Below are 26839 nucleotides of genomic sequence, written 5' to 3'. Positions count from 1 at the left end.
TAGTAATACTCATAAAGAAATCCTGGTTCGTGATGAATCAGGATTTCTGTTTTTATCTGCCAACTTCCCATCCAGTCCGATAAAGTCGTTAAAGGATGATTGGGTTGCGTTCATGATTGATTGTCTTTTATCAATAGTTTTGTATACAGAATGCAGGGTTTCGTCTACAATTTCCCGGCGGTGACTAGTTTTGCTCTATTTTTGTTGCATTCAAACCTAAAAGTAGACAAAAGATGAAGTGTATTTTATTAAGTGCGGTTGTTTTGATTTTATTGTTGCCGGAAGATGCGTATGCGCAAGTGACGGTCAGAACGGGATATATCTCTTCTTCACGATATAAGAATGAAGAGAATCAGGAAACAGACGGTAAAGGCGATATGCGGTTTGTTGAAGGAAACGTCAACATTCCGGTTTCACAGAAAATGAATGAAAGGAGCCAGCCTACTTCTTGGATGTTTTCAGCGGGAGGAAGTTATACAGCTATGAACAATAAGAACCTTCAATCTTATATAGATATAGATCAGATTATAAATTTGCAATTGAGCGTCATTCATATTCGTCCCATCAGCAAGAAATGGTTATTGTTAATGGCAGTTGGCGCAGGAGTCTATACGGCTTCTGATGTAAGACTGAAGAATGTTCTGGGACAGGGGGGAGTTATTTTTATCCGGCAGTTCAAGCCTAATTTATCTCTTGGAGCCGGATTGGCTGTAAATAACACATTCGGTTATCCGATGGTATTTCCGGCTATTTATTTTGATTGGACTACTGAAGGACGCTATCAAATAAAAGTATCTATGTTGAATGCCATGGAAGTGTCGGTCGGAATGAGAATGAATAAATTTCTGAATCTAAGATTGTTGGCGGAAATGAACGGTTCACTGGCCTTGTTGGAGAAGGAGGGGAAAGATACTATGTTTTCCCAGCAATTCATTATTGCAGGTTTACAGCCGGAGTTAAGCATCGGGAACTCTTTTTCTGTTACTGCTACTGCCGGTGTATCGTGCAGCAGAATAGCTTATTACACTACCCGCACTTTAAAAGCCTTTTTCGCAGATATGTCCAGAGAGACTGACCCTTATTTTAAACCGGCAATGTATGTTTCGGTGGGAATGAAGTATAAGTTCTAAAAAAATGGTAACTTTATCGCCTGATGTCAGTTAAGATGCTATTATATACGTTACTGAAGCAAATAGGGATATTTCTTGTAGTCTCCTTTTTAGTGTTCAGAGGCACTTTTGTCGAAAGCGATAGTTTAGGGCTAAATCTTTCTACGGGAGTTAGTCTTTTACTTTCTGTCATCTTATGGGGAATCATAAATCTGCATACTTACTGGTTAATTCCCGGTTATCTGTTTCAGCGTAGATATAAAAAGTATATCATATATTTGAGTTGCCTTGTTGGATTTATGCTGACCGCCATGGTTGGTGCTATTTGTTTTCTAGGGCAATATTATGTTATACCCGAACAGATGCAAAGACTAAACAGTGATCTCCCTTTCTTTCTGTTGATAAATGCATTGGCGCTGATACTCTATTTTCTGGCTTTTTCTTTTACTATTTTTCTGCATCGCTGGGTGGCCTATCAACAACGATTAAACGAATTGGAGAATATTAGCATACAGACTGATCTAAATCATTTGAAAGATCAACTTCAACCGGAGTTTTTTTCGAGAATATTGAATAAGGTGCGAACCTTGTTGGAGGAAGATGGAGAAAAGGCATCATTGCTTATCTTTAAATTAAGCCGGTTGCTTCGATACCAACTTTATGAAAGTGAACGGCAACAGGTATTGTTGGGAGATGATATCGATTTTATGACTGATTATATGAAGTTGGAGAAATTATGCAATCCGGAGTTTAATTTTGAAGTCAACATCCTGAATGAAGTGCGATATATACAAGTTCCTCCTTTATTGTTTATGCCTGTGATAGAATATGTGATTCGGACAACGGTATGTGGAGAGAATGGAAAGGGAGAAAATATAAGGATCGATTTTCAAATGGAAGAGAATCAGCTTCGATTCATTTGTACATACTGTCTGCGAAAAAAGGAAAGTCTGCAAATAGTACCTGCTTTTGACAAGTTACGGCAACGATTGGACTTGTTATATCCGGGAGGTTATCAATTAAAAAGTGGCTATAATGATGGAATGTTGTGTACCATTAGTTTAATGTTGGAATTATGAAAGATACCTGGAATGTATACGATTGGGGGAAGAATCTGGTAAATGACCGTTTCAGGCTTATCAGTAATTTACTATTGCTATTTATTATACTCTTTTTAGGCTTTCAGAATGTATATGGAGATTTTACTGGAGAAGGTTTCCGATATGCATATCCGGTTAGTATATTGGTTTTTGCGTTTCCTATCTATCTGAATATATATTGGTTAGTGCCTCGTTTCCTGTATAAGGCCAAGCGCAAGTTATGGTGTTATTGGATTTCGTTTTTCGGAGTCAATTTGGTGAGTGTATTATTAGGATTTATATTTCTGTCTCCATTATATCAACGATACGGTATTCGTGAGTTTTGTATACAGGATAACCATGCTGTTTCTTTTGATAGTATTGCTTATGGAGTATTAGTACTGCTATTAAGTGCAGGTGGCTGTACGAGCTTTGAACTATTCCGCCGCTGGGTTGTCTCCGATAAAAAGATTCTTGAATTGGAGAAGGCAACTAAGCAGGCAGAATTGCAACAATTAAAGAAACAGATCAATCCGCATTTTCTTTTTAATATGCTGAATAATGCCAATATTTTGGTAAAGGATGCTCCGGATGAGGCTTCACAGATATTAGAGAAACTGGACAATCTACTTCGTTACCAGTTGAATGACAGTACAAGAAGAGAAGTCTTTCTTACTGCAGATATACAGTTTCTCACCAGTTTTCTTGAATTGGAGAAGGTGAGAAGGGATCATTTTGAATATACTATTTTTCAAGAGGGAAATATGGAAAATATCTGTATTCCTCCGTTGTTGTTTATCCCTTTTGTAGAGAATGCAGTGAAACACAATTTGGATAGCGACAATTTATCTTATATTCACCTGTATTTTTCTGTGCATAATAAACAGTTGACGTTTCGTTGCGAGAATTCTAAGCCCCGTGTTCCTGTTAAGCGGGAAGGGGGAATAGGGTTGGCCAATGTGAAACGCAGACTGGATTTACTTTATGAATCACGGTACACGTTACAGATAGAAGATAAAGAAACAACTTATAATGTCAACTTACATCTAAACTTATGAATTGTATTATTGTTGATGACGAGCCGGTAGCTCGCAAAGGTATGAAGTCATTGGTGGAACAGATTCCACAACTGACATTGGTGGGTAGCTTTAATAACGCTATCGCAGCGTCCGCTTATATAAATGAATATACGGTTGATCTGATTTTCCTTGATATTCAGATGCCGGGAATTACCGGAATAGAGTTTGCGCAAAGTATTCCCGTGAATACATTGATTGTCTTTACAACGGCGTATGCGGAATATGCACTCGATAGTTACGAAGTAAGTGCCATTGATTATCTGGTGAAGCCTATTGAAATGAACCGTTTTCTGAAAGCAGTCAATAAGGCAATAGCATATCATAAACTGTTATTGTCGGAAACAGCCGAAAGAGTGGAGGAGATACAGGAAGAATATATTTTCATCAAATCGGAACGACGCTATATCAAGATAAACTTCAGTGATATTCTTTTTATTGAAGGACTAAAGGATTATTCCATTCTCCAATTGGAAGATCAGCGGGTGATAACTAAGATGAATCTGAAAAATATTCATGAGCAACTGCCCGCTAAACAGTTTCTCCGGATAAACAAGTCCTATATTGTCAATACCTCACGGATTGACTCTTTTGATACCAATGATATTTTTATTAAGTCTTATGAGATAGGAATAGGAGGTGGAAACTATAAGAAAACGTTTTTTGAGGAATTTGTAGCGAAGAATCTACAGAAAGACTAATCCGGTAGTTTATATGGAATGGCTTGATATAAAAGAATAAGAACGTTAAGTATTGGCCTATTTTCATAAAAAAGATGTTTTACAAGAAGAAAAAGGAGAGAATATAGTGCAATATCCCCAAATAATGCTTTTCTTTGTACCAACAACAATAAAGAGGTTTATTACGATTTGATTTTTTTACGTGAATCTTCTCATTTATTTGAGCATATCCATCTCTAATTAAGATCTTCCTAAAACTTTCTTATTGAATTATTAATTTTTTATATTTGTATTTTATGAATTTGTACATTGGAAATCTTAGCTATAATGTTAAGGAATCAGATTTGAGACATGTAATGGAAGAGTATGGAACAGTTGCTTCAGTAAAGTTAATCACAGATCGTGAAACTAGAAGATCAAAAGGTTTTGCGTTTATCGAAATGCCGGATGATGCAGAAGCTGCTAAAGCTATCGAACAATTGAACGGTGCAGAATATGTAGGTCGTTCAATGGTAGTAAAAGAAGCATTGCCAAAGAATTAATACTGAATACATATACAGTAATAGAGAAAGGCGCACTAGGAAACTAGCGCGCCTTTCTTCTGTTAATCCTCATTGTTATCTTCTTCATCATCCACCATATTATTGAGTTCCAATTCCAGGTCTACCAGCTCTTGTTCCCATAATTTCAGGATATCCTTCGGTGTATCTTTTGTAGCTTTCTTTATTCTTTCTTGAGCAACAGATACTTCATGCTCTAACTGTCTACGTCTGCTCATATTTCTATTGTTTTGATTATGAAATGATAACAACTCGTGTGTAGAATAGTTCGATAGGATAAAATTAAAAGTAATGGGATGAACTATTCACAAATAAAGGATGTTTTGTAATCTGAAACTTTAAAAAACATACAGTCATGCTCAATTTAATAGCCGTTTTCTTAGTATGTTCAGGTATCGGAATTGCAGTACATATTGCCATAGACCTGACACATCGTCCGCAATCAATGAAGATAATGAATGCAGTCTGGATATTATCTGCATTATGGGGAAGTTATTTAGCTTTATGGGCGTATAATAAGTTTGGACGGAGTGGTCCGATGAAAGTTGAGGATGATGGGATGAAAATGGATATGTCTGATATGAAGGGAATGGATATGTCTGGTATGAAAGATAATATGGCGATGGATATGGTCATGCCGGGAGAAATGTCGATGCAAGGAATGCAACGTCCTTATTGGCAATCGGTAGCTTTGTCAGCGCTTCATTGTGGTGCAGGATGTACATTGGCAGATATCATAGGAGAGTGGTTTACAAACTATGTTCCTGTAACTGTGGCAGGAAGTCAGCTCTTTGGTAATTGGGTACTTGACTTTATCCTGGCTTTGATTATTGGTGTTTATTTCCAATTCTATGCTATTCGGGAGATGGAAAAAATATCGGTAGGTAATGCCTTGGCTCGTGCTTTCAAAGCGGATTTCTTTTCTCTTTTATCCTGGCAGGTCGGAATGTATGGCTGGATGGCGATTGTCTATTTTGTATTGTTCATCAATGAGCCATTACCCAAAGACACATGGATATTCTGGTTTATGATGCAGTTGGCTATGCTTTTCGGCTTCTTCTGTGCATATCCTATGAATGCTCTTCTTATAAAATTAGGTATAAAGAAAGGTATGTAAAATAAATGCAGATTTACTCTAAACGATAAGTATGTAATTACTTATTTGAGGGAGTGAATCTGCATCTATTATGATATGACTACTTTTGTCTTTTATTTCTCTTTTGGATTTTATCTTTTCAATAGCTTCGGTATATCCGAAGGCTCTTGTGCCACCCGGATACCGGCAGCTTTTAAAGATTCAATCTTCTCTTTTGCCGAACCGGAACTTCCTGAAATGATAGCTCCTGCATGTCCCATCTGCTTCCCCGGAGGAGCTGATTGCCCCGCAATAAATGCCACTACAGGTTTGGTTACATTATTGCGGATATATTCAGCCGCTTGTTCTTCTGCGTTTCCTCCAATCTCTCCAATCAGGACGATCGCTTCTGTTTCCGAATCATTTTGAAACATCTCCAGCAGTTGACGGAAATGAAGACCTACAACAGGATCACCTCCGATGCCGATAGCAGTGGATTGTCCCATGCCATTCGCCGTTAAGTGATACACAATTTCGTAAGTAAGTGTTCCGCTACGGCTGATAACTCCGACATTTCCTTCTAAAAAGACCTGTTCCGGTAAAATGCCCACCATACTTTTTCCCGGAGAGATCAGTCCCGGACAGTTGGGGCCGATCAGCATAGCACCTTTTTGTTCGACAAACTGGTGCGCCTTAATCACATCCAGCGTGGGGATTCCTTCAGCAATGCAGGCAATTAACCGGATGCCCGCATCTGCTGCCTCCATAATGGCATCTGCCGCAAAACGTGCCGGAACAAAAATGATAGAAGTATTGGCTTTCGTTTGTTCAACCGCGTCATACATAGTGTTGAATACGGGGATGCCGTCTACATCTGTTCCTCCTTTGCCCGGAGAAGTTCCTCCAACAACATGGGTTCCGTATTCTTTCATCTTCTTGGCATGGAAAAGTCCGTCTCTCCCAGTAATTCCCTGTACAATCAGGCGGGTGGATTTATCTATTAATATGCTCATAATTGCTTTATTTATTAATGATTTGGGTACTTATTACGCTTTCAGAGCCATAAGGGCAGCTTCTTTCATCGTTGTGGCTATTTGGAAACGGCTGTAATTCCGTAACAGTTCCCGTCCGATATGCTCATTAGTGCCTGTAAGCCGTACGATAACAGGTACATTACTGTTTATCTGCTCGAATGCTTGAAGAAGCCCCATTGCTACATCATCACAGTGGGTGATTCCTCCGAAAATATTAATCAGGACCACTTTCACTTTTTCATCCTGCAATAAAAGTTTCATGGCTTCAATTACCTTGACAGGATTGGAACTACCACCAATGTCGAGAAAATTGGCTGGCTGACCTCCATAAAGTTTAATCATGTCCATAGTAGCCATAGCGAGTCCGGCACCATTTACCATACAGCCGATGTTACCATCCATGTGGACATAGCTGAATCCTTTATCTTTAGCGTCTGCTTCTATTTTTTCTTCCTCCGTCGGATCAAATAAAGCATGTACCTCCGGATGGCGATAGAGCGCATTGTCATCAAAAACAATCTTTGCGTCAATAGCCATCAACGTACCTTTCTTGGTTAGTGCCAGCGGATTTACTTCTACTAATGATGCATCATTTTCCATGAAGATCTTATAAAGTTCCTGAAGGATGGCCGCCATTTTACCCGCCTGCTCCATTTGAGGAAAGAGGGAGAAAGCAAAACGCCTTGCCAGATAGTCGGGAAGACCAATAAATGGATGGATTGAATATCGGATGATTTTTTCCGGTGTTTGACGGGCTACCTCTTCGATATCCATACCACCGGATGCACTCATCATCAGAACGACAGAACGTGTATTCCGGTCGATGGTGTAACTGACATAATATTCGGCAGCAATATCTACCGCCTCACTAACCAGTACTTGATTGACCGGAAGACCTTTAATACTCATTCCGAGAATATTCTTAGCTTCCTGATAAGCGTCTTCCGTATTATTTACCAGTTTCACTCCTCCGGCTTTTCCCCGTCCTCCGGTTAATACCTGTGCTTTTATAACCACTCTGTCTGTTCCCATCCTCCGGTAAGCGGCTATGACACCTGCGGCTGTACGGCATAAAGTGTGCCTCTCGACAGGTATTCCGTACTTGGAGAAAATCTCTTTCGCTTGATATTCATGTATTTTCATGGCTCATAAATTTGAGTAAATGATTCCTGTAATAAAAACAATAGCAAGATACGGAAAGTTTGCCGGAAAAGAAAAGTAACGGGGTGTTATACAACATGTTAGTCCGTATGCTATGAATAGGCTTAATATAAAAAAGCGTGTTGGCAATAGTTACCAACACGCTTCATATATTTAAAGATAAACTCTTTCTTACGGATGCTTATGCAATACCGTGAGCGTTGACAGTACCGTCAATTTTCTTAATCAGTCCTTGAAGTACTGCACCCGGGCCACATTCTGTAAAATCAGTAGCACCGTCGGCAACCATATTCTTAACAGACTGTGTCCAGCGTACGGAAGCAGTCAGCTGGGCAACCAGGTTCTTTTTGATTTCTGCAGGATCAGTGTGAGGAAGTGCGTCTACATTCTGATATACCGGACATTTAGGAGTATGAATTTCCGTAGCCTTGATAGCAGCTTCCAACTCAACTTTAGCAGGGTCCATCAATGGAGAATGGAAAGCACCACCTACTTTCAGCGGAAGGGCACGTTTAGCTCCGGCAGCTTTCATCAGTTCGCAAGCTTTTTCGATACCTGGTACAGAACCGGAGATAACGATTTGTCCCGGGCAGTTGTAGTTAGCCGGTACGCAAACTTCACCTTCGGCATTTACTGCTGCGCAGATTTCTTCTACTTTCTCATCAGGTAATGCAATAATGGCAGCCATTGTGGAAGGAGTAACTTCACAAGCTTTCTGCATAGCCATTGCACGAGCATAAACAAGTTTCAGTCCATCTTCAAAACTCAATGCACCGGCAGCTACCAATGCAGAGAACTCACCGAGTGAGTGGCCGGCTGTCATTTCCGGTTTGAAATCATCGCCCATGCAAAGAGCGGAGATAACAGAATGAAGGAATACGGCAGGTTGGGTAACCTTTGTCTGACGGAGGTCTTCATCTGTGCCATCGAACATGATATCTGTAATGCGATATCCGAGGATATCATTTGCTTTTTCAAACAATTCTTTTGCTAAAGCTGAGTTTTCATACAGGTCTTTACCCATTCCTACAAATTGAGCGCCTTGACCGGGAAATACAAATGCTTTCATATTTTTATTATTTAATTGATTTTTAATTGCGGGTGCAAAGTTACGTATTTTTATGATACAACCGCACAAAATGTACACATTTGTGCAACGGAGCCCGGAAAATGCCATAAAGGGCCGTTGCCGTGTCCGACATTCAATTCTTTTCCTGCGATAATAGCTTGCGTGATATACGTTTTAGCATGCTGGATGGATTCTCTCATGGGGTATCCTTTGGCCAGGTAAGTAGCAATGGCAGAGGAGAGGGTACACCCCGTTCCATGCAGGTTATGGCTTTCTATCTTTTTCTCCTCATATATATGGTAGATAGATTCGGACGTGTGCAAAAGGTCGCACATATTGTCTCCCTCCAGATGTCCGCCTTTTAACAAGATGCTAGTATGATAATCGTCCGTCAGCATTTTGGCAGCCGCCTGCATGTCCTGAATGTTGTGAATACTTTTGCCTGTAAGCACCTTCGCTTCGTCGATGTTGGGAGTGATTAATGTCACAAGCGGCAAAAGTTCTTTTTTTATTTCTTCTATAGCTTCATCTGTCATGAGTTTCTTTCCGCTGGTAGACACCATTACCGGATCGTAGACGACGTATGCAGGTGAATATTTTTGTAAACAGTCGGAAATCACACGAACAATCTGAATATCATTTACCATTCCTATTTTGATGGCAACCGGTTGCAGGTCGTCCATCACTGCTTCTATTTGTCCACGAACAATATCAGGGGCGATAGACTGTACGGCACGTACTCCCAGTGTATTTTGTATGGTGATGGCAGTAATAGCCGATGCCGCATAGCCACCTAGAGCGGAGATTGTTTTTATGTCTGCCTGAATACCTGCGCCTCCCGAACAATCGGAGCCGGCAATGGATAAAATGACTGGATGACGTTCCATTTTAGTTTTTTTAATATTTACCCGACAAAGATAGAATAAAAAACGATAAGGTACAAAATGACATATCGTTTAAAATACAATAAGTACCTTTGCCGGTATCTGATGAAGATGATATGAAAAGTACTGATAATAAAGCGTCCATCTAGTTTTTGTACTTTGTACAATTACTCACTCGCGGAAATACTAAAATACATATTGTAATTCGTAAGATAACACTAACTATTCATATTGTAGAATGTATGATATGTATTTATATGAAAAACAATGTTTTATAGCATGGTTCTTATTTTTGTTTTGATGAGTTTTAGCCTCTATATTTGCACCGTATTAAAGAAATGGATATGCAAAATTTACAGAAAAATACACCTTTAGCAAACAATCATATATCAGTGGACTGTGTAGTGATTGGTTTTGACGGAGAACAACTGAAAGTGTTGCTTGTAAAACGTGCAGGTGAAGATAATGGAGAAGTATATCACGATATGAAACTTCCCGGAAGTCTTATATATATGGATGAAGACCTGGATGAAGCAGCGCAACGAGTTTTGTATGAACTGACAGGACTTAAAAATGTGAATCTGATGCAGTTTAAAGCATTCGGTTCTAAAAACAGGACAAGTAATCCGAAAGATGTACGTTGGCTGGAAAGAGCTATGCAGTCAAGAGTGGAACGTATTGTAACTATTGCGTATCTGTCGATGGTGAAGATTGACCGCACACTGGATAAGAATCTGGACGATCATCAGGCTTGTTGGATTGCTTTGAAAGATGTGAAAACATTGGCTTTCGACCATAATCTGATTATTAAGGAAGCAATGACTTATATTCGTCAGTTCGTAGAATTTAATCCTTCCATGTTGTTCGAACTGCTTCCGCGCAAATTTACAGCTGCACAATTAAGAACCCTTTTTGAATTAGTATACGACAAAGCTGTGGATGTACGCAACTTCCATAAGAAAATAGCCATGATGGAATATGTAGTTCCTCTGGAAGAAAAACAACAAGGAGTGGCTCACCGTGCTGCCCGTTATTATAAATTTGATAAGAAGATATATAATAAGGTGAGAAGGTAGACCTTATTCAAGTATTAAGTATCAAGTATTAGGTATTAGGCGTTGAATGTTATAGTATTAATTGTCGGACATTGAGCGTTAAATCGTAAATAGTAAATCGTTTAATCGTAAATAAAATTATGTTTCTATTAGGTTATGACATAGGTAGCTCGTCTGTAAAAGCGAGTTTGGTAAATGCTGAAACAGGCAAATGTGTATCATCGGCATTTTTTCCGAAAACAGAAGCGAATATTATTGCAGTGAATCCCGGATGGGCGGAACAAGATCCGGAAAGTTGGTGGGAAAACTTAAAGTTGGCTACACAGGCTATTATGACCGAATCCGGAGTGAGTGCTGCTGAAATAAAAGCCATCGGTATCTCTTATCAGATGCACGGATTGGTATGTGTCGATAAGAATCAGCGTGTATTGCGTCCTGCTATTATCTGGTGTGACTCCCGTGCTGTGCCATACGGTCAGAAAGCATTTGAAACAATCGGAGAGGAGAGATGTCTTTCTCATTTGTTGAACTCGCCGGGAAACTTTACAGCTTCCAAGTTGGCATGGATTAAAGAAAACGAACCTGCCATCTATGAGCAGATTTACAAGATAATGTTGCCGGGTGATTATATTGCCATGAAGTTGAGTGGAGAGATTTGCACAACCGTTTCCGGACTTTCGGAAGGTATGTTCTGGGATTTTAAGAACAACCGGGTGGCTGACTTCCTGATGGATTATTACGGATTCGACTCTTCTTTGATTGCAGATATTAAACCGACTTTCGCAGAACAAGGACGCGTCAGTGCAATGACTGCCAAAGAACTTGGATTGAAAGAAGGAACACCTATTACTTATCGTGCAGGTGACCAGCCTAACAATGCTCTCTCTCTGAACGTGTTCAACCCGGGCGAAATTGCTTCTACGGCGGGAACATCAGGAGTGGTTTATGGTGTGAACGGTGAAGTGAACTATGATCCGCAGTCACGTGTCAATACCTTTGCCCATGTCAATCATACAATAGACCAGACACGTCTGGGAGTATTGCTTTGCATCAACGGAACAGGTATTCTTAATTCATGGGTAAAACGCAACATTGCTCCCGAAGGAATATCTTATAATGAAATGAATGTGTTGGCTTCCAAAGCTCCTATCGGTAGTGCGGGAATCAGTATTCTACCTTTTGGTAACGGTGCCGAACGCATGCTGAACAATAAAGAAATCGGTTGCAGCATCCGTGGATTGGACTTCAATGCCCATGGCAAACACCACATTATCCGTGCCGCTCAAGAAGGTATCGTATTCTCTTTTAAATATGGCATTGATATCATGGAGCAGATGGGAATTCCCGTGAAGATGATCCATGCCGGACATGCTAATATGTTCTTGAGTTCTATCTTCCGCGATACGTTGGCGGGAGTTACAGGAGCCACTATCGAGCTTTATGATACAGACGGTTCAGTAGGAGCCGCGAAAGGTGCAGGTATCGGTGCAGGCATCTACAAAGATAACAATGAAGCATTTGCTACGCTTGATAAACTGGATGTGATCGAGCCTAATGTGGCGAAACGTCAGGAATATGCTGATGCCTATGCAAAATGGAAATACCGCCTTGAAAAGTCGATGACTGGTAACATACCGGCTCCGGCTCTTTCTTCAGATAAATAATTAACAATCTAAATAATAACCATTTAAAAATAAAAGAATTATGGCAACAAAAGAATTTTTCCCGGGAATTGAAAAGATTAAGTTCGAAGGTAAAGATAGTAAGAATCCGATGGCATTCCGTTACTACGATGCTGAAAAGGTAATCAACGGTAAGAAGATGAAAGATTGGTTGAGATTTTCTATGGCATGGTGGCATACTTTGTGTGCTGAAGGCGGTGACCAATTCGGTGGCGGAACAAAACAATTCCCTTGGAATAGTAATGCTGACGCTATACAAGCTGCAAAAGATAAAATGGATGCAGGTTTCGAATTCATGCAGAAAATGGGTATCGAGTACTACTGTTTCCACGATGTAGACTTGGTTTCTGAAGGTGCAAGCATCGAAGAATACGAAGCTAATCTGAAAGAAATCGTAGCTTATGCAAAACAGAAACAAGCTGAAACAGGCATCAAACTGTTGTGGGGTACTGCCAACGTATTTGGTCATGCACGTTATATGAACGGTGCTGCTACTAATCCTGATTTTGACGTAGTAGCTCGTGCTGCTGTTCAGATCAAGAATGCAATCGACGCAACGATCGAACTGGGTGGCCAGAACTATGTATTCTGGGGTGGCCGTGAAGGCTATATGTCTCTTCTGAATACAGATCAGAAACGTGAAAAAGAACACTTGGCAAAAATGCTGACTATGGCTCGTGATTATGCTCGTGCTCGTGGCTTCAAAGGTACTTTCCTGATCGAACCGAAACCGATGGAACCAACTAAACACCAGTATGATGTAGATACAGAAACTGTAATCGGCTTCCTGAAAGCTCATGGCTTGGATAAAGATTTCAAAGTGAATATTGAAGTAAACCATGCAACCTTGGCTGGCCATACTTTCGAACACGAATTGGCAGTAGCAGTAGACAACGGTATGTTGGGCTCTATCGACGCTAACCGTGGTGATTATCAGAATGGTTGGGATACAGACCAGTTCCCGATTGATAACTACGAACTGACACAAGCTATGATGCAAATTATCCGTAATGGTGGTTTGGGTAACGGTGGAACAAACTTCGACGCTAAAACTCGTCGTAACTCTACTGATCTGGAAGATATCTTCATTGCTCATATCGCAGGTATGGATGCTATGGCTCGTGCATTGGAAAGTGCAGCTGCTCTGTTGAACGAATCTCCATATAAGAAAATGTTGTCTGACCGTTACGCTTCATTCGATGCTGGTAAAGGTAAGGAATTTGAAGATGGCAAGTTGACTTTGGAAGACGTAGTTGCTTATGCTAAAGCAAACGGTGAACCGAAGCAGACTAGCGGTAAACAAGAACTTTATGAAGCAATTCTGAATATGTATTGCTAATAATTAATTCACCACAGAGTAGCACAGGGTCTCGCAGAGTTCATTTTCATTTAATATTGTATTTCTCTGTGAAACTCTGTGTCACTCTGTGGTGAGATTTCCAACTACTACAACACTACTTTATCTACTTATAACCATGATTAATACAACGAACGAGGGTAGTAAACTCTACCTATATTCGATCACCTCTGTCGCCATTTTGGGAGGACTGCTTTTCGGATACGATACAGCCGTTATTTCGGGCGCAGAGAAAGGTTTGGAGGCATTTTTCCTTTCGGCCTCTGATTTTCAATATAATAAAGTAATGCATGGAATCACTTCTTCCAGTGCATTAATTGGCTGTGTACTGGGTGGTGCGATCTCCGGTATATTTGCTTCCCGTTTGGGACGTCGTAATTCCTTAAGGCTTGCTGCCGTACTCTTTTTCCTTTCAGCATTAGGTTCCTATTATCCGGAATTCTTATTTTTCGAATATGGAAAGCCGAACATGGATTTGCTGATTGCTTTTAATCTGTATCGTGTTTTGGGTGGTATCGGAGTAGGACTGGCTTCTGCCGTCTGTCCGATGTATATTGCTGAAATAGCCCCTTCCAATATTCGTGGAACGCTTGTATCATGTAACCAGTTTGCTATCATCTTTGGTATGTTGGTAGTGTACTTCGTGAATTTCCTGATTATGGGCGGTCATCAGAATCCTGTTATTTTGAAAGATGCGGCCGGTGTACTGTCTGTTAGTTCTGAATCTGATATGTGGACTGTGTATGAAGGATGGCGTTACATGTTTGGTTCGGAAGCTTTCCCTGCCGCTTTCTTTGGCCTGTTGTTGTTCTTTGTTCCGAAGACCCCACGTTATCTTGTATTGATACAGCAGGATGAAAAGGCTTACTCAATTCTGGAAAAGATCAATGGTAAGACAAAAGCACAGGAAATCCTTAATGATATTAAAGCTACTGCTCATGAGAAGACGGAGAAAATCTTTACTTATGGAGTGGCAGTAATTGTGATCGGTATTTTGCTTTCTGTATTCCAGCAAGCTATCGGTATTAATGCGGTACTATATTATGCTCCTCGTATTTTTGAAAATGCAGGTGCAGAAGGAGGTGGCATGATGCAAACTGTGATTATGGGTATTGTAAACATTATATTTACACTGGTTGCTATCTTCACTGTAGACCGTTTCGGACGTAAACCACTATTGATAATCGGTTCTATTGGTATGGCTGTTGGTGCATTTGCAGTAGCAATGTGTGACAGCATGGCAATAAAGGGTATCCTTCCGGTACTTTCAGTGATTGTATATGCAGCATTTTTCATGATGTCCTGGGGACCGATTTGCTGGGTGTTGATCTCGGAAATCTTCCCGAATACCATCCGTGGTAAAGCAGTGGCAATCGCCGTAGCTTTCCAATGGATATTCAACTATATTGTATCTTCTACTTTCCCGGCATTGTACGATTTCAGCCCGATGTTTGCGTATAGTTTATATGGCATTATCTGCGTAGCTGCTGCCATCTTCGTTTGGCGTTGGGTACCTGAAACGAAGGGCAAGACACTGGAAGATATGAGCAAACTTTGGAAGAAAGACAAATAAATTAGGTTAGTGTAATTTCATCATGTCATTATGACTTCGGCCTCCTGACATGATTCTGTTGAGATTATGACATCGTACCAATGGTATGGTGTCATAATTGTTTTTATTTGAAGCTTTTAGGAGTAGTTGTAAATTCAGGGGATTTGGTCTAGAGAAACTTTGTCTCATAAGAATATATTCGTAAATGGTACGGATTTGAACTAAACATTACATAATGAAAAAACTATCTATCATGCTATCATTTATTTTAGTAATATTCTAATTATCAATGTAGTATCTATGATAGATAGCTTTTAAAAAATGTATCTATCATACTTTTACCAGTAAAAACGGGTTACCTATCATCTACAAAATAGCCATATAAATATCCTATAAGCATAAAACGGCTTGTTTTTGTCACAATGAAGCCATATAAATCCGAATATCGCAGCTCAAAAATCCCACTTAAACGGCGATAAGTTTATAGCCCACAAGTGTGTGCTGTATAGCCTGCATATGTAGGCTGTATGGTTTACATGCGTGGGCTGTACGGCACACACTTGTGAACTATAGAAATACTGCCGCTCCCCATAGATAATTAAGCTGTCAAATACAGGTTATCATCCTATAAAGTGTGCATTCGTATGTCTTTAAATGGATTATTTCACCTAATGCTACACTAAAATAGATACAGTATAGGAATGATAAATGTAACATCTATCTGTATGACTTAACGGCCAGATATATTCTCCGAAGTTTCGGAGGGTTTGCCGCCCAAGAGCTTTTCCAAGTCACGTAATTGACGTTGATAATCTTGTAACATCTGACTGACAAAACCACGATAGCAAGAAGCTGATATCAGGAAGTTCGACCATTTCGCCCATTCTTCAAAAATCTTTTGACACTCTGTGCGAGGTGAATTTTGTAAAGTAAAAAAATGCAGGCAAGCCTTTTGCATCTCCGGCATCCCATTTTCCCATGGACGGTCGAGGTTGGTCAACGCCTTAATAAAATGCTTGATTTTGTGGTGTAACGCTCCCAGACGTTGTGATTCAGAACGATCGACCGATACGGTAGGGCATAGTCGTCGTGATTGGGCTAAATAAAACTGTTTTAGGTTTTCTTTTTCTTCCAGATTAGGAAATTCTGCTTCCTGCCGATTGCTTCGAACGGCTTTTACAGGTGCACTGTTTTGTTCTTCATGCATGATACAACGGTTTTAAGATAGGCGGGAATAAAAAAACGGTTCCGCCTTTCCCGTTGCATAACACTCCACAGAAGCTGGGGACGCATTAACGTTCCCCACGGGGGTACGAAACCGCGTATCTACGACAGCAACAGGCATAAAAATGCCTGCTACTGGAGTTGAAGCAGGTTCACTGCTTCTGTGAATAAAATGTTATGCGTTGCAAATGTACGATAATTTTTGGAAGTCGCAAATTAAATAGTGCAAGAATCTGTGTAAAAATTATGTGATGTTAAAGCACTGTAGCCATTTCTGAACCGTGTATTAAAATTAAGTATAATGTATTTTCAATTCTGCAATGACAATATATAAAGATAAACAGTACCTTTGCACAGTCTTTATATAAAAACACGTATTGTTATGGAACAACATCCGATTAAAATTAATAAAGTGCAGATACGCAATCTGCAAATAGAAGATTATGTACAGTTATCTCAGTCGTTTACCCGCGTCTATTCAGATGGTAGCGATGTGTTTTGGACTCGTGAGCAGATCCAGAAGTTAATTAAAATTTTTCCGGAAGGTCAGATCGTTACAGTAGTCGATGATAAAATAGTTGGTTGTGCTCTTTCCATCATTGTTGATTATGATAAAGTAAAGAACGATCATACGTATGCACAAGTGACAGGGAAGGAAACATTCAATACACATAATCCTGAAGGAAATATCTTGTATGGCATTGAAGTGTTCATTCATCCGGGTTATCGCGGTTTGCGCCTGGCACGTCGTATGTATGAATATCGTAAGGAGCTTTGCGAAACATTGAACCTGAAAGCTATCATGTTTGGCGGACGTATCCCGAATTATCATAAATATGCTGACAAAATGCGTCCGAAAGAATATATCGAACGAGTGCGTCAACGCGAGATTTATGATCCGGTACTAACTTTCCAACTATCGAATGATTTTCACGTGCGAAAGGTGATGACCAATTATCTGCCGAATGACGAAGAATCGAAACATTACGCCTGTTTGCTTCAATGGGATAATATCTATTATCAGCCACCTACGCAAGAATATATCAGTCCTAAAACTACGGTTCGTGTAGGATTAGTGCAATGGCAGATGCGTAGCTATAAAACGTTGGACGACCTGTTTGAACAAGTAGAATTCTTCGTGGACGCAGTATCCGATTATAAAAGTGATTTTGTTCTTTTCCCGGAATATTTCAATGCTCCTTTGATGTCGAAGTATAATGATAAAGGAGAATCACAGGCTATTCGCGGATTGGCAAAGTATACCGATGAGATTCGGGAACGGTTTATGAATCTGGCTATTAGCTATAATATCAACATTATAACCGGAAGTATGCCATACGTAAAAGAGGACGGACTGCTTTATAATGTAGGTTTCCTTTGCCGACGGGATGGAACCTATGAAATGTACGAGAAATTGCACGTCACCCCCGATGAAATAAAAAGCTGGGGACTGAACGGTGGTAAACTTCTGAACACTTTTGATACGGATTGTGCAAAGATCGGAGTTTTAATCTGCTATGATGTGGAATTCCCCGAACTTTCCCGCCTGATGGCAGATCAGGGAATGCAGATATTATTTGTTCCTTTCCTGACAGATACCCAGAATGCCTACTCCCGTGTTCGTGTTTGTGCGCAGGCGCGTGCTATTGAGAATGAATGTTTTGTAGTCATTGCCGGAAGTGTCGGAAACCTTCCTCGTGTGCACAATATGGATATTCAATATGCTCAATCGGGTGTGTTTACCCCATGCGATTTTGCTTTTCCAACGGACGGAAAGAGGGCGGAGGCAACTCCTAACACAGAAATGATTTTGGTATCGGATGTTGATCTGGATTTGCTGAACGAACTGCATACGTATGGTAGTGTACGTAACTTGAAAGACCGCAGGAATGACCTGTATGAGGTTAGATTCAAAAAATAAAAGAGTGACGCTATACTGTCAAGATAGCGTCACTATGTGCCCTGGATAGCGTCACTATCCGGGGCATATAGTGACGCCCTTTTTATAGAATATTTTTTATTTGGAAGACGTGCCGCTCTCCAATATACTAACGATAGAAAACAGCGTAAAGCATATCGCTCCGAGTCCTGATAACACACGTGCCGGAATGAAGTAATCTGTATTTACAGTGGCAAGCTCGAATACAAAAGCCGCCAAAAACAGACAAGCCAATGCTGTGAATACCGGAATTAAAGGAATACGGTTGGCGAGTTTGAACTCATGCCGCCAAATTTTAGCCAAAAGAATGACTTTACTGGAAATACTGTAACAGACTAAACCTAGTCCAAGCATGATATATCCGGTAGTACCGTTGGCACTGCCTGAATCGGCTAAGATTATAAAAAATCCCCAGATAAAAGAAATGGATCCCATCAATAAAACGAGTTTGGGCCATTGTGAACGTTCTTTTTCCGAATATACATTGCGTATCTGACGGGCTATGGTAGCTACCAATGCGATCAGACTGGTACAAATGCAGGCAAGCCCTGCCATTACATGACCAGCTACAAAATATGCCGGATGCACATGACTGTTAGCCAATAAAACAAACGCCCATATCCATGCGATAAGAGAAATGAGAATGACAATGATTTCCAATGCCCGTTCCTGACCTAAAGTAAATGCTCCTTCAGGAACTTCATTACCCGTGCCTCTGGAGTTTCCCGGAATCAAAGAAAAACGGGTAGAGGAGGTGGCAGCAGTGGCTACACAACCTGTAATAAAACCTACGCCGGTTATTACATGGCCTGCCACAAAAGCTGAAGTACCGTCTGCATTACTGAAAACACAGATACCTCCGATTATAGTCACTATAGCTGCCAGATAGCCGAGTATTGGTAAACCGTACTTCACAGCTTGATTATATGTATGTATGATTTGCCGGATAATAGTGGCAGCCGTGCAGAACAGCGCAATGCATATCATACCTAATGAGAATATCACAGGGCCTGCTACAACACGACCGCCGGCATCTCCATAATCATAAATGAACGCTCCGTATCCGAAGCAAAAAACAGCCATCAACAAAGGGATTGCCCTGAATAAAATACTAATTCCATAATTCATAAGTTAAGTGTTTTTAGGTTTCCCACTAAAACAAGGAGATACCTGTTTTGTTTAGGCTGTAGGCGGTTTATAATCGTTAACTTCACACGAATCCGATTAAAAGTCTTAGCTTTTTGCTCAACTAAACAAATGTTTTTGTAAATTTGCACCCTTAAAAATGGGGATACCCCTCAAATTGTAAATTGTAAATAGTAAAATCGTAGACAGCTATGGGTAAGAGATTTACTGAATATTCGCAGTTTGACCTTTCGCAGGTGAACAAAGATGTGCTGAAGAAATGGGACGAGAACCAGGTTTTCGCCAAGAGTATGACAGAACGTGATGGCTGTCCTTCGTTCGTGTTTTTCGAAGGACCTCCCTCGGCTAATGGTATGCCGGGCATTCACCATGTAATGGCTCGTACCATTAAGGACATTTTCTGCCGCTACAAAACGATGAAGGGTTATCAGGTGAAGCGTAAAGCCGGATGGGATACGCACGGACTGCCTGTGGAACTAAGTGTAGAAAAAGCATTAGGTATCACAAAAGAAGATATTGGTAAGAAAATCTCTGTTGCCGACTACAATGCGGCTTGCCGGAAGGACGTGATGAAATATACCAAGGAGTGGGAAGACCTGACTCACCAGATGGGATACTGGGTGGACATGAAGCATCCTTATATCACGTATGACAATCGTTATATTGAAACACTGTGGTGGCTATTGAAGCAACTGCATAAAAAGGGATTATTATATAAAGGATATACGATCCAACCGTATTCACCGGCTGCAGGAACAGGATTGAGCTCACACGAGTTGAATCAGCCGGGCTGTTACCGAGATGTAAAAGATACAACGGCCGTTGCCCAATTTAAAATGAAGAATCCTAAACCGGAAATGACGGAATGGGGAACTCCTTATTTTATTGCCTGGACAACTACTCCGTGGACATTGCCCTCAAATACGGCACTCTGCGTAGGACCGAAGATCGATTATGTGGCTGTACAGTCTTACAACGCCTATACCGGAGAACCTATTACTGTTGTTCTGGCTAAAGCTTTATTGAATGTACACTTCAATGCAAAAGCGGCGGATTTGAAGTTGGAGGATTATAAAGCCGGAGATAAACTTGTGCCGTTTAAAGTGATTGCCGAATATAAAGGCACTGATCTTATCGGTATGGAATATGAGCAGTTGATTCCTTGGGTAAAACCTGTCGAAGTATCTGAAGACGGTACTTGGAAAGCTAGTGATAAAGCTTTCCGTGTAATACCGGGTGATTATGTAACTACAGAAGATGGTACGGGTATCGTTCACATTGCACCGACATTTGGTGCGGACGATGCGAATGTGGCACGTGCTGCAGGAATTCCGTCACTATTCATGATCAATAAGAAAGGTGAAACTCGTCCGATGGTGGACCTGACCGGTAAATTCTATCTGTTGGATGAGCTGGATGCTACTTTCGTAAAAGAATGTGTGGATGTAGACAAATACAAGGACTATCAGGGCGCATGGGTGAAAAATGCCTATGATCCTCAATTCATGGTAGATGGAAAATATGATGAGAAAGCTGCGCAGGCTGCCGAATCTTTGGATATTGTCATTGCCATGATGATGAAAGCAGACAACAAGGCTTTCAAAATAGAGAAACATGTCCACAACTACCCGCATTGTTGGCGTACAGACAAACCGGTACTTTATTATCCGTTGGATAGCTGGTTTATCCGTTCTACCGCTTGTAAGGAACGTATGATAGAACTGAACAAGACTATCAACTGGAAACCGGAATCTACCGGAACCGGCCGTTTCGGTAAGTGGCTGGAAAATCTGAATGACTGGAACCTTAGCCGTTCCCGTTATTGGGGTACTCCGTTGCCTATCTGGCGTACGGAAGATAATACGGATGAGATATGTATCGAATCTGTAGAAGAGCTTTATAATGAAATCGAGAAATCGGTAGCTGCCGGATTTATGAAATCCAATCCATACAAGGATAAAGGTTTCGTTCCGGGCGAATACACCGAAGGAAATTATGATAAGATTGATCTTCACCGTCCTTATGTAGACGACATCATATTGGTATCAAAAGATGGTCAGCCGATGAAGCGTGAATCAGACTTGATTGATGTATGGTTCGATTCGGGTGCTATGCCTTATGCGCAGATACATTATCCGTTCGAAAATAAAGAACTGTTGGATAGCCGTCAGGTATATCCGGCCGACTTTATCGCAGAAGGGGTAGACCAGACACGTGGTTGGTTCTTTACCTTACATGCTATCGCTACGATGGTATTTGACAGTGTGTCATACAAAGCTGTTATTTCTAACGGTTTGGTGCTCGATAAGAACGGTAACAAGATGTCTAAACGTCTGAATAATGCTGTCGATCCGTTTACTACGATTGAAAAGTATGGTTCCGACCCGTTGCGTTGGTACATGATAACCAATTCTTCTCCGTGGGATAACCTGAAATTTGACGTTGAAGGAGTGGAAGAAGTTCGTCGTAAATTCTTCGGCACTTTATATAATACGTATTCATTCTTTGCACTTTATGCAAATGTAGACGGATTTGAATATAAAGAAGCGGATGTGCCGATGGCAGAACGTCCGGAGATTGACCGTTGGATCTTATCTGTATTGAATACATTGATAAAAGAGGTAGATACTTGCTATAATGAATATGAACCGACAAAGGCAGGACGTCTGATTTCTGATTTTGTGAATGATAATTTGTCCAACTGGTATGTTCGCCTGAATCGTAAACGTTTCTGGGGTGGTGAATTTACACAGGATAAATTGTCTGCTTATCAGACATTGTATACTTGTCTCGAAACAGTTGCTAAATTGATGGCTCCTATATCTCCGTTCTATGCAGACCGGTTATATACGGACTTGATTACAGCAACAGGTCGTGACAGTGTCGTTTCTGTCCACCTTGCCGAATTCCCGAAATATCAGGAAGAAATGATAGACAAGGAATTGGAAGCCCGTATGCAAATGGCACAGGATGTTACATCCATGGTGTTGGCATTGCGTCGTAAGGTGAATATCAAGGTGCGCCAACCGCTGCAGTGTATCATGGTTCCGGTGGTGGATGAGGAGCAGAAAGCTCATATCGAAGCTGTGAAGAACCTGATTATGAACGAAGTGAACGTGAAAGAAGTCAGATTCGTTGATGGCGCGGCCGGTGTATTGGTGAAGAAAGTGAAATGTGACTTTAAGAAACTGGGTCCGAAGTTCGGCAAGCAGATGAAAGCGGTGGCCGCTGCGGTTGCAGAAATGTCACAGGAAGCAATCGGTGAATTGGAGAAGAACGGAAAGTATACGTTAAATCTGGATGGTGCAGAAGCTGTTATCGAAGCATCAGACGTTGAGATCTTTAGTGAGGATATTCCGGGATGGTTGGTTGCCAATGAAGGTAAACTGACTGTAGCACTTGAAGTTACTATTACCGAAGAGTTGCGTCGTGAGGGTATTGCCCGTGAATTGGTGAACCGTATTCAGAATATACGTAAGTCAAGCGGCTTTGAGATTACAGACAAAATAAAAATAACAATCTCGAAAAATACGCAAACAGATGATGCGGTAAATGAATATAATACTTATATTTGTAACCAAGTTTTAGGCACATCTCTGGAACTTGTAGATGAAGTGAAAGACGGAACAATGCTGGAGTTTGATGACTTCTCGCTGTTTGTGAATGTGATAAAAGACTAATACTATATTGATTAACCTTTTTAAATTGTAAAATTATGGCAGAAAAGACTAGATATTCGGATGCGGAACTCGAGGAATTCCGTGCCATTATTATGGAGAAACTGGAATTGGCACAACGTGACTATGAACAGTTGAAAAAAAGTTTGATGGGACTGGACGGTAATGATACCGATGATACATCTCCTACATATAAAGTATTGGAAGAAGGAGCTAACACGCTCTCCAAGGAAGAAACAACCCGCCTGGCACAACGTCAGCTGAAGTTTATCCAAGGATTACAAGCTGCTTTGGTACGTATTGAGAATAAAACGTATGGCATCTGCCGTGAAACCGGAAAGCTGATTCCGGCAGAGCGTTTGCGTGCTGTTCCTCACGCTACGTTAAGCATTGAAGCAAAGAACAGTGGTAAAAAATAACAGATAGCAATAGGCTACAGGTAACGGGCTACAAGTAGCTGCGCAAAATTTACGCACGGCACTTGTAGCTCGTTATGTTTAATTTATAATAAACACATGAAGAAACTATTCACAAAGGGAAGAATTGCCCTGTTCGTTATCTTTTCCGTATTGATTATTGACCAGATCATCAAAATCTGGATTAAAACTCATATGTACTGGCATGAAAGCATACGTGTGACAGATTGGTTTTATATCTATTTCACCGAAAATAACGGAATGGCTTTCGGTATGGAAATTTTCGGCAAGCTGTTCCTGACAACATTCCGTATTGTTGCGGTGGCATTGATAGGATGGTATCTTTATAAAATAATAAAGAAAGGGTTCAAAACAGGCTACATTGTTTGTGTGGCTCTTATTCTGACCGGTGCTTTAGGAAATATCATAGACAGTGTGTTCTATGGAGTTTTCTTCAATGAAAGCACTCATTCGCAGATTGCCAGCTTTATGCCCGAAGGCGGTGGATATTCTACCTGGTTTTATGGAAAAGTAGTGGATATGTTTTACTTTCCGATTATAGATACAAACTGGCCTACATGGATGCCGTTTGTGGGCGGAGAGCATTTTATATTCTTTAGTCCGATCTTTAATTTTGCAGATGCCGCTATCAGTTGTGGTATCATTGCCCTGTTACTTTTTTATAGTAAATATTTGAATGAGTCATATCATTCGTTGGATAAAGATAAAAAGGAAGCTACAGATCATGAAAAGTAAATTTCGGTTTCATCTGTGTCTCATCTGCATGTTCGCTTTTGCAGTAGCCGGGTGTAAAGTGAAAAGACCCAGTGATGTAATCTCGGAATCGAAGATGGAGAATTTGCTGTATGATTATCATGTGGCAAAGTCTATGGGAGATAATTTGCCTTATAGTGAGAACTATAAGAAAGCATTGTATATCGACGCCGTTTTTAAGAAATACGGGGCTACGCAGGCTGCATTTGACTCGTCTATGGTTTGGTATACACGTAACACAGAGATTTTATCGAAAATTTATGATAAGGTGAAGAAGCGTTTGAAAGATGAACAGGAACTTGTGGGTGACCTGATAGCCAAACGTGATAAGAAACCGAAAATGACTAAGCAGGGTGACAGTATTGATGTCTGGCCGTGGCAGCGTATGATTCGTTTGACCGGTGAAATGATGAATAATCAATATGTATTCACTTTGCCGACCGACTCTAACTACAAAGACCGTGATACGCTGGTATGGGAAGTACGCTATCGATTCCTCGAACCGATGCTTGCCGACTCTTTAAGAGGCGTTACGATGGCCATGCAGGTGATTTATGAGAAAGATACGATCAATCATTGGAAAACGGTGACTGAACCGGGTGTGCAACAGATTCGTTTGTTTGCAGATACATTAGGTCCAATGAAAGAAATAAAAGGCTTCATTTATTATCCGGGAGATAGTCTGGAAAAGGGAGGAGCATTATTGGCTGACCGTTTCATGATGACTCGTTATCATTGTACGGACACAGTTTCGTTTGCTGTCCGCGATTCTTTGAACAAGATAAAAGCTTTGAAAGCGGATTCTTTGAAGAAGATATCTGCTAAAGAAAATGCCGACTCTTTGCATAAGATCATAGACAAAGAGAAAGATGACATGCAGCGTCTGACACCGGAAGAAATGAACCGTCGTCGTACGGGAACTCATCGCGAGAAGAAACCGGAACAGATTGAAGTGGAACAACATATCCAGAAGGAAAGAATGGAGCAAAGAAAGGAGCGTCAGATGAATCAACGCAGGCAGCAACAACAAAGACGTCAAAATCGCTGATTGTAATGAAACGTTTTGCTTCTCATTATTTGCTGATACCTGCTGTAGGATTTATGAAGCAGCAGGTGGTGGAGATCACCGGTGAGGGAATTGTCCGAGATGTATTTCCACTGACTGAAGAGATTGAGTCGGTCGAATGGATGCCGGGAGTGATTGCCCTGCTTTCTGAAAACCAAATGGAAGAAATAAAAAACACTAGGATGATTTTTAAAAACATCCCAGTGTTTTCATCCAATCTTCCCAATGTTCCGAATCAATCTTCCCAATGTTTGATGGAGTATCTGCATGAAGCGGAAAAGAAGGGGGAAGCCCTATTTCCTTACTTATTTTATCCTTTTGATTTTACTTCCATGCAGCCTGTCGACGGAACTCGGCACAGATTACTGCGGTAGCGATGGCTACATTAAGAGACTCGGATGTCTCCTGACCTTCCGGATAATTGGGAATATATAATTTTCTGTTAATCAATGCAGCGACTTCTTTTCCTATACCATTCCCTTCATTTCCCATTACTATCAGGCCATTGGCAGACAATGGTTGTTCATACATATTTTTTCCGTCCAGAAAAGTTCCGAATATAGGAGTGTCTCCGAGTGAACGGATAAAATCGGGGAGGGAAGTATAGTGCACTTTCACGCGGGTAATTCCTCCCATTGTGGCTTGTATGGTTTTAGGGTTATATACGTCTACCGTATTCTGTGAGCAGATAATATGTTCGATGCCAAACCAATCGGCCAAACGGATAATAGTACCGAGGTTTCCGGGATCTTGCACATCATCCAATGCAAGGCAAAGTGATTGGCGCACGACTTCCGGATTCAACGTATAGGATGGTTGTTCGAAAATGGCAAGTACCTGTTGGGGAGTTTTCAATAAACTGGCCCGTGAAAGATCTTCCTGTGAAACTTCTACCAGTTCACTTGCATCTATATCGGGATGTTTTTGAAGCCACGAGGAAGTGGCTGCTAAAAAACGACAAGGAAAATGTCCGAGTAAATCACCTACCAATTTAGGACCTTCAGCCAGAAATACTCCCTCTTCTTTGCGTATTTTCTTCAGTTCCAGCGAGTGGATATACTTTATTTTGTTTTTACTTAGTGATGCCATAAATTTGATATTCTTTTGCAAAGCTATAAAGATATTTCCAATCTATCCTTACTTTCCTCTCTTTTTCTTAATTTATTTTTCCCGTCAGAAAATATAATTTATCTTTGTAAGCGCATTTTTTATGCTATCGATGTA

Annotated in this window: 24 protein-coding genes; 16 read left to right on the top strand and 8 right to left on the bottom strand. The window is 40.7% G+C overall.

Annotated elements, in window-relative coordinates:
• Positions 1 to 233: 233 nt before the first annotated feature.
• The 5 genes from AB3G73_RS05125 to AB3G73_RS05105 all read left to right on the top strand — a co-directional run bounded on the left by AB3G73_RS05125 (position 234) and on the right by AB3G73_RS05105 (position 4486).
• Complete coding sequence (locus tag AB3G73_RS05125) at positions 234 to 1130, top strand: DUF6268 family outer membrane beta-barrel protein (protein ID WP_367743332.1); 897 nt, start codon at positions 234 to 236, stop codon at positions 1128 to 1130.
• A gap of 257 nt (positions 1131 to 1387) precedes the next feature.
• A complete protein-coding gene (locus AB3G73_RS05120) occupies positions 1388 to 2188 on the top strand; it encodes a sensor histidine kinase (RefSeq protein WP_258980718.1) in 801 nt (266 codons plus the stop codon).
• Positions 2185 to 3246 carry a histidine kinase gene (locus AB3G73_RS05115; RefSeq protein ID WP_320979562.1) on the top strand — a complete coding sequence of 354 codons (1062 nt, stop codon included), beginning with the start codon at positions 2185 to 2187 and terminating at the stop codon, positions 3244 to 3246. The genes AB3G73_RS05120 and AB3G73_RS05115 overlap by 4 nt, the downstream gene beginning before the upstream one ends.
• On the top strand, positions 3243 to 3965 hold the full coding sequence (locus AB3G73_RS05110) for a LytTR family DNA-binding domain-containing protein (RefSeq protein ID WP_008777003.1): 723 nt from the start codon (positions 3243 to 3245) through the stop codon (positions 3963 to 3965). The genes AB3G73_RS05115 and AB3G73_RS05110 overlap by 4 nt, the downstream gene beginning before the upstream one ends.
• Positions 3966 to 4240: 275 nt before the next feature.
• Positions 4241 to 4486, top strand: coding sequence for an RNA-binding protein (locus tag AB3G73_RS05105; protein WP_004295865.1), 246 nt, complete (start codon positions 4241 to 4243; stop codon positions 4484 to 4486).
• Positions 4487 to 4548: 62 nt separating this feature from the next.
• Here the strand turns inward: AB3G73_RS05105 and AB3G73_RS05100 are convergent, their stop codons facing one another.
• The gene (locus tag AB3G73_RS05100) at positions 4549 to 4722 is read right to left on the bottom strand and encodes a hypothetical protein (protein ID WP_195650717.1); all 174 of its coding nucleotides are present in this window, start codon (positions 4720 to 4722) and stop codon (positions 4549 to 4551) included.
• A gap of 137 nt (positions 4723 to 4859) precedes the next feature.
• Here AB3G73_RS05100 and AB3G73_RS05095 point away from each other — a divergent pair, with 137 nt between their 5' ends.
• Complete coding sequence (locus tag AB3G73_RS05095; RefSeq protein WP_367743323.1) at positions 4860 to 5621, top strand: DUF4396 domain-containing protein; 762 nt, start codon at positions 4860 to 4862, stop codon at positions 5619 to 5621.
• Between the two features lie 110 nt (positions 5622 to 5731).
• On the opposite strand, the gene sucD is transcribed toward AB3G73_RS05095, so the two are convergent.
• The 4 genes from sucD to thiD form a co-directional block, all read right to left on the bottom strand.
• A complete protein-coding gene (gene sucD, locus AB3G73_RS05090) occupies positions 5732 to 6592 on the bottom strand; it encodes a succinate--CoA ligase subunit alpha (RefSeq protein WP_367743319.1) in 861 nt (286 codons plus the stop codon).
• Between the two features lie 33 nt (positions 6593 to 6625).
• Positions 6626 to 7756, bottom strand: a complete 1131-nt coding sequence (gene sucC, locus AB3G73_RS05085) for an ADP-forming succinate--CoA ligase subunit beta (RefSeq protein ID WP_367743315.1) — start codon at positions 7754 to 7756, stop codon at positions 6626 to 6628.
• A gap of 199 nt (positions 7757 to 7955) precedes the next feature.
• A complete protein-coding gene (fabD, locus tag AB3G73_RS05080) occupies positions 7956 to 8843 on the bottom strand; it encodes an ACP S-malonyltransferase (protein WP_148366631.1) in 888 nt (295 codons plus the stop codon).
• Positions 8844 to 8893: 50 nt separating this feature from the next.
• Positions 8894 to 9730: a bifunctional hydroxymethylpyrimidine kinase/phosphomethylpyrimidine kinase gene (thiD, locus tag AB3G73_RS05075; RefSeq protein WP_234133464.1), complete on the bottom strand. Its 837-nt coding sequence runs from the start codon at positions 9728 to 9730 to the stop codon at positions 8894 to 8896.
• Between the two features lie 341 nt (positions 9731 to 10071).
• On the opposite strand from thiD, the gene AB3G73_RS05070 reads away from it, so the two are divergent.
• The 4 genes from AB3G73_RS05070 to xylE all read left to right on the top strand — a co-directional run bounded on the left by AB3G73_RS05070 (position 10072) and on the right by xylE (position 15394).
• Complete coding sequence (locus AB3G73_RS05070; RefSeq protein WP_117513002.1) at positions 10072 to 10803, top strand: NUDIX domain-containing protein; 732 nt, start codon at positions 10072 to 10074, stop codon at positions 10801 to 10803.
• A gap of 119 nt (positions 10804 to 10922) precedes the next feature.
• Positions 10923 to 12446 (top strand): xylulokinase, encoded by a 1524-nt coding sequence (locus AB3G73_RS05065; protein WP_367743313.1) that lies wholly within the window; start codon positions 10923 to 10925, stop codon positions 12444 to 12446.
• A 40-nt stretch (positions 12447 to 12486) separates the two neighbouring features.
• Positions 12487 to 13803 carry a xylose isomerase gene (gene xylA / locus AB3G73_RS05060; RefSeq protein ID WP_148366633.1) on the top strand — a complete coding sequence of 439 codons (1317 nt, stop codon included), beginning with the start codon at positions 12487 to 12489 and terminating at the stop codon, positions 13801 to 13803.
• 136 nt (positions 13804 to 13939) lie between these two features.
• Complete coding sequence (gene xylE, locus AB3G73_RS05055; RefSeq protein ID WP_148366634.1) at positions 13940 to 15394, top strand: D-xylose transporter XylE; 1455 nt, start codon at positions 13940 to 13942, stop codon at positions 15392 to 15394.
• 709 nt (positions 15395 to 16103) lie between these two features.
• Here the strand turns inward: xylE and AB3G73_RS05050 are convergent.
• On the bottom strand, positions 16104 to 16580 hold the full coding sequence (locus AB3G73_RS05050; RefSeq protein ID WP_148366635.1) for a hypothetical protein: 477 nt from the start codon (positions 16578 to 16580) through the stop codon (positions 16104 to 16106).
• 399 nt (positions 16581 to 16979) lie between these two features.
• Here AB3G73_RS05050 and AB3G73_RS05045 point away from each other — a divergent pair, with 399 nt between their 5' ends.
• On the top strand, positions 16980 to 18518 hold the full coding sequence (locus AB3G73_RS05045; RefSeq protein WP_074558559.1) for a carbon-nitrogen hydrolase family protein: 1539 nt from the start codon (positions 16980 to 16982) through the stop codon (positions 18516 to 18518).
• A 96-nt stretch (positions 18519 to 18614) separates the two neighbouring features.
• Here the strand turns inward: AB3G73_RS05045 and AB3G73_RS05040 are convergent, their stop codons facing one another.
• Entirely contained in the window at positions 18615 to 19664 is a 1050-nt protein-coding gene (locus tag AB3G73_RS05040) for a DUF2776 domain-containing protein (RefSeq protein ID WP_195650286.1), read from the bottom strand.
• A 209-nt stretch (positions 19665 to 19873) separates the two neighbouring features.
• On the opposite strand from AB3G73_RS05040, the gene ileS reads away from it, so the two are divergent.
• From ileS to AB3G73_RS05015, 5 genes are all read left to right on the top strand, one after another.
• Positions 19874 to 23362 (top strand): isoleucine--tRNA ligase, encoded by a 3489-nt coding sequence (ileS, locus tag AB3G73_RS05035; protein ID WP_234133454.1) that lies wholly within the window; start codon positions 19874 to 19876, stop codon positions 23360 to 23362.
• Positions 23363 to 23397: 35 nt separating this feature from the next.
• Positions 23398 to 23778, top strand: coding sequence for a TraR/DksA C4-type zinc finger protein (locus tag AB3G73_RS05030; protein WP_004295883.1), 381 nt, complete (start codon positions 23398 to 23400; stop codon positions 23776 to 23778).
• A 96-nt stretch (positions 23779 to 23874) separates the two neighbouring features.
• Entirely contained in the window at positions 23875 to 24531 is a 657-nt protein-coding gene (locus tag AB3G73_RS05025; RefSeq protein WP_148366639.1) for a lipoprotein signal peptidase, read from the top strand.
• Entirely contained in the window at positions 24521 to 25597 is a 1077-nt protein-coding gene (locus tag AB3G73_RS05020) for a DUF4296 domain-containing protein (protein ID WP_367743302.1), read from the top strand. Before AB3G73_RS05025 ends, AB3G73_RS05020 begins: the two co-directional genes overlap by 11 nt.
• Before the next feature lie 5 nt (positions 25598 to 25602).
• Positions 25603 to 25989: a hypothetical protein gene (locus AB3G73_RS05015; protein ID WP_367743300.1), complete on the top strand. Its 387-nt coding sequence runs from the start codon at positions 25603 to 25605 to the stop codon at positions 25987 to 25989.
• Here the strand turns inward: AB3G73_RS05015 and AB3G73_RS05010 are convergent.
• Entirely contained in the window at positions 25940 to 26704 is a 765-nt protein-coding gene (locus AB3G73_RS05010; protein ID WP_148366642.1) for an RNA methyltransferase, read from the bottom strand. The two genes, AB3G73_RS05015 and AB3G73_RS05010, sit on opposite strands and share 50 nt — an antisense overlap.
• Positions 26705 to 26839 lie beyond the last annotated feature (135 nt).

Source organism: Bacteroides sp. L008 (assembly GCF_040812255.1).
Lineage (GTDB): Bacteria > Bacteroidota > Bacteroidia > Bacteroidales > Bacteroidaceae > Bacteroides > Bacteroides vicugnae.
This window is presented reverse-complemented; position numbering and strand designations above follow the sequence as displayed.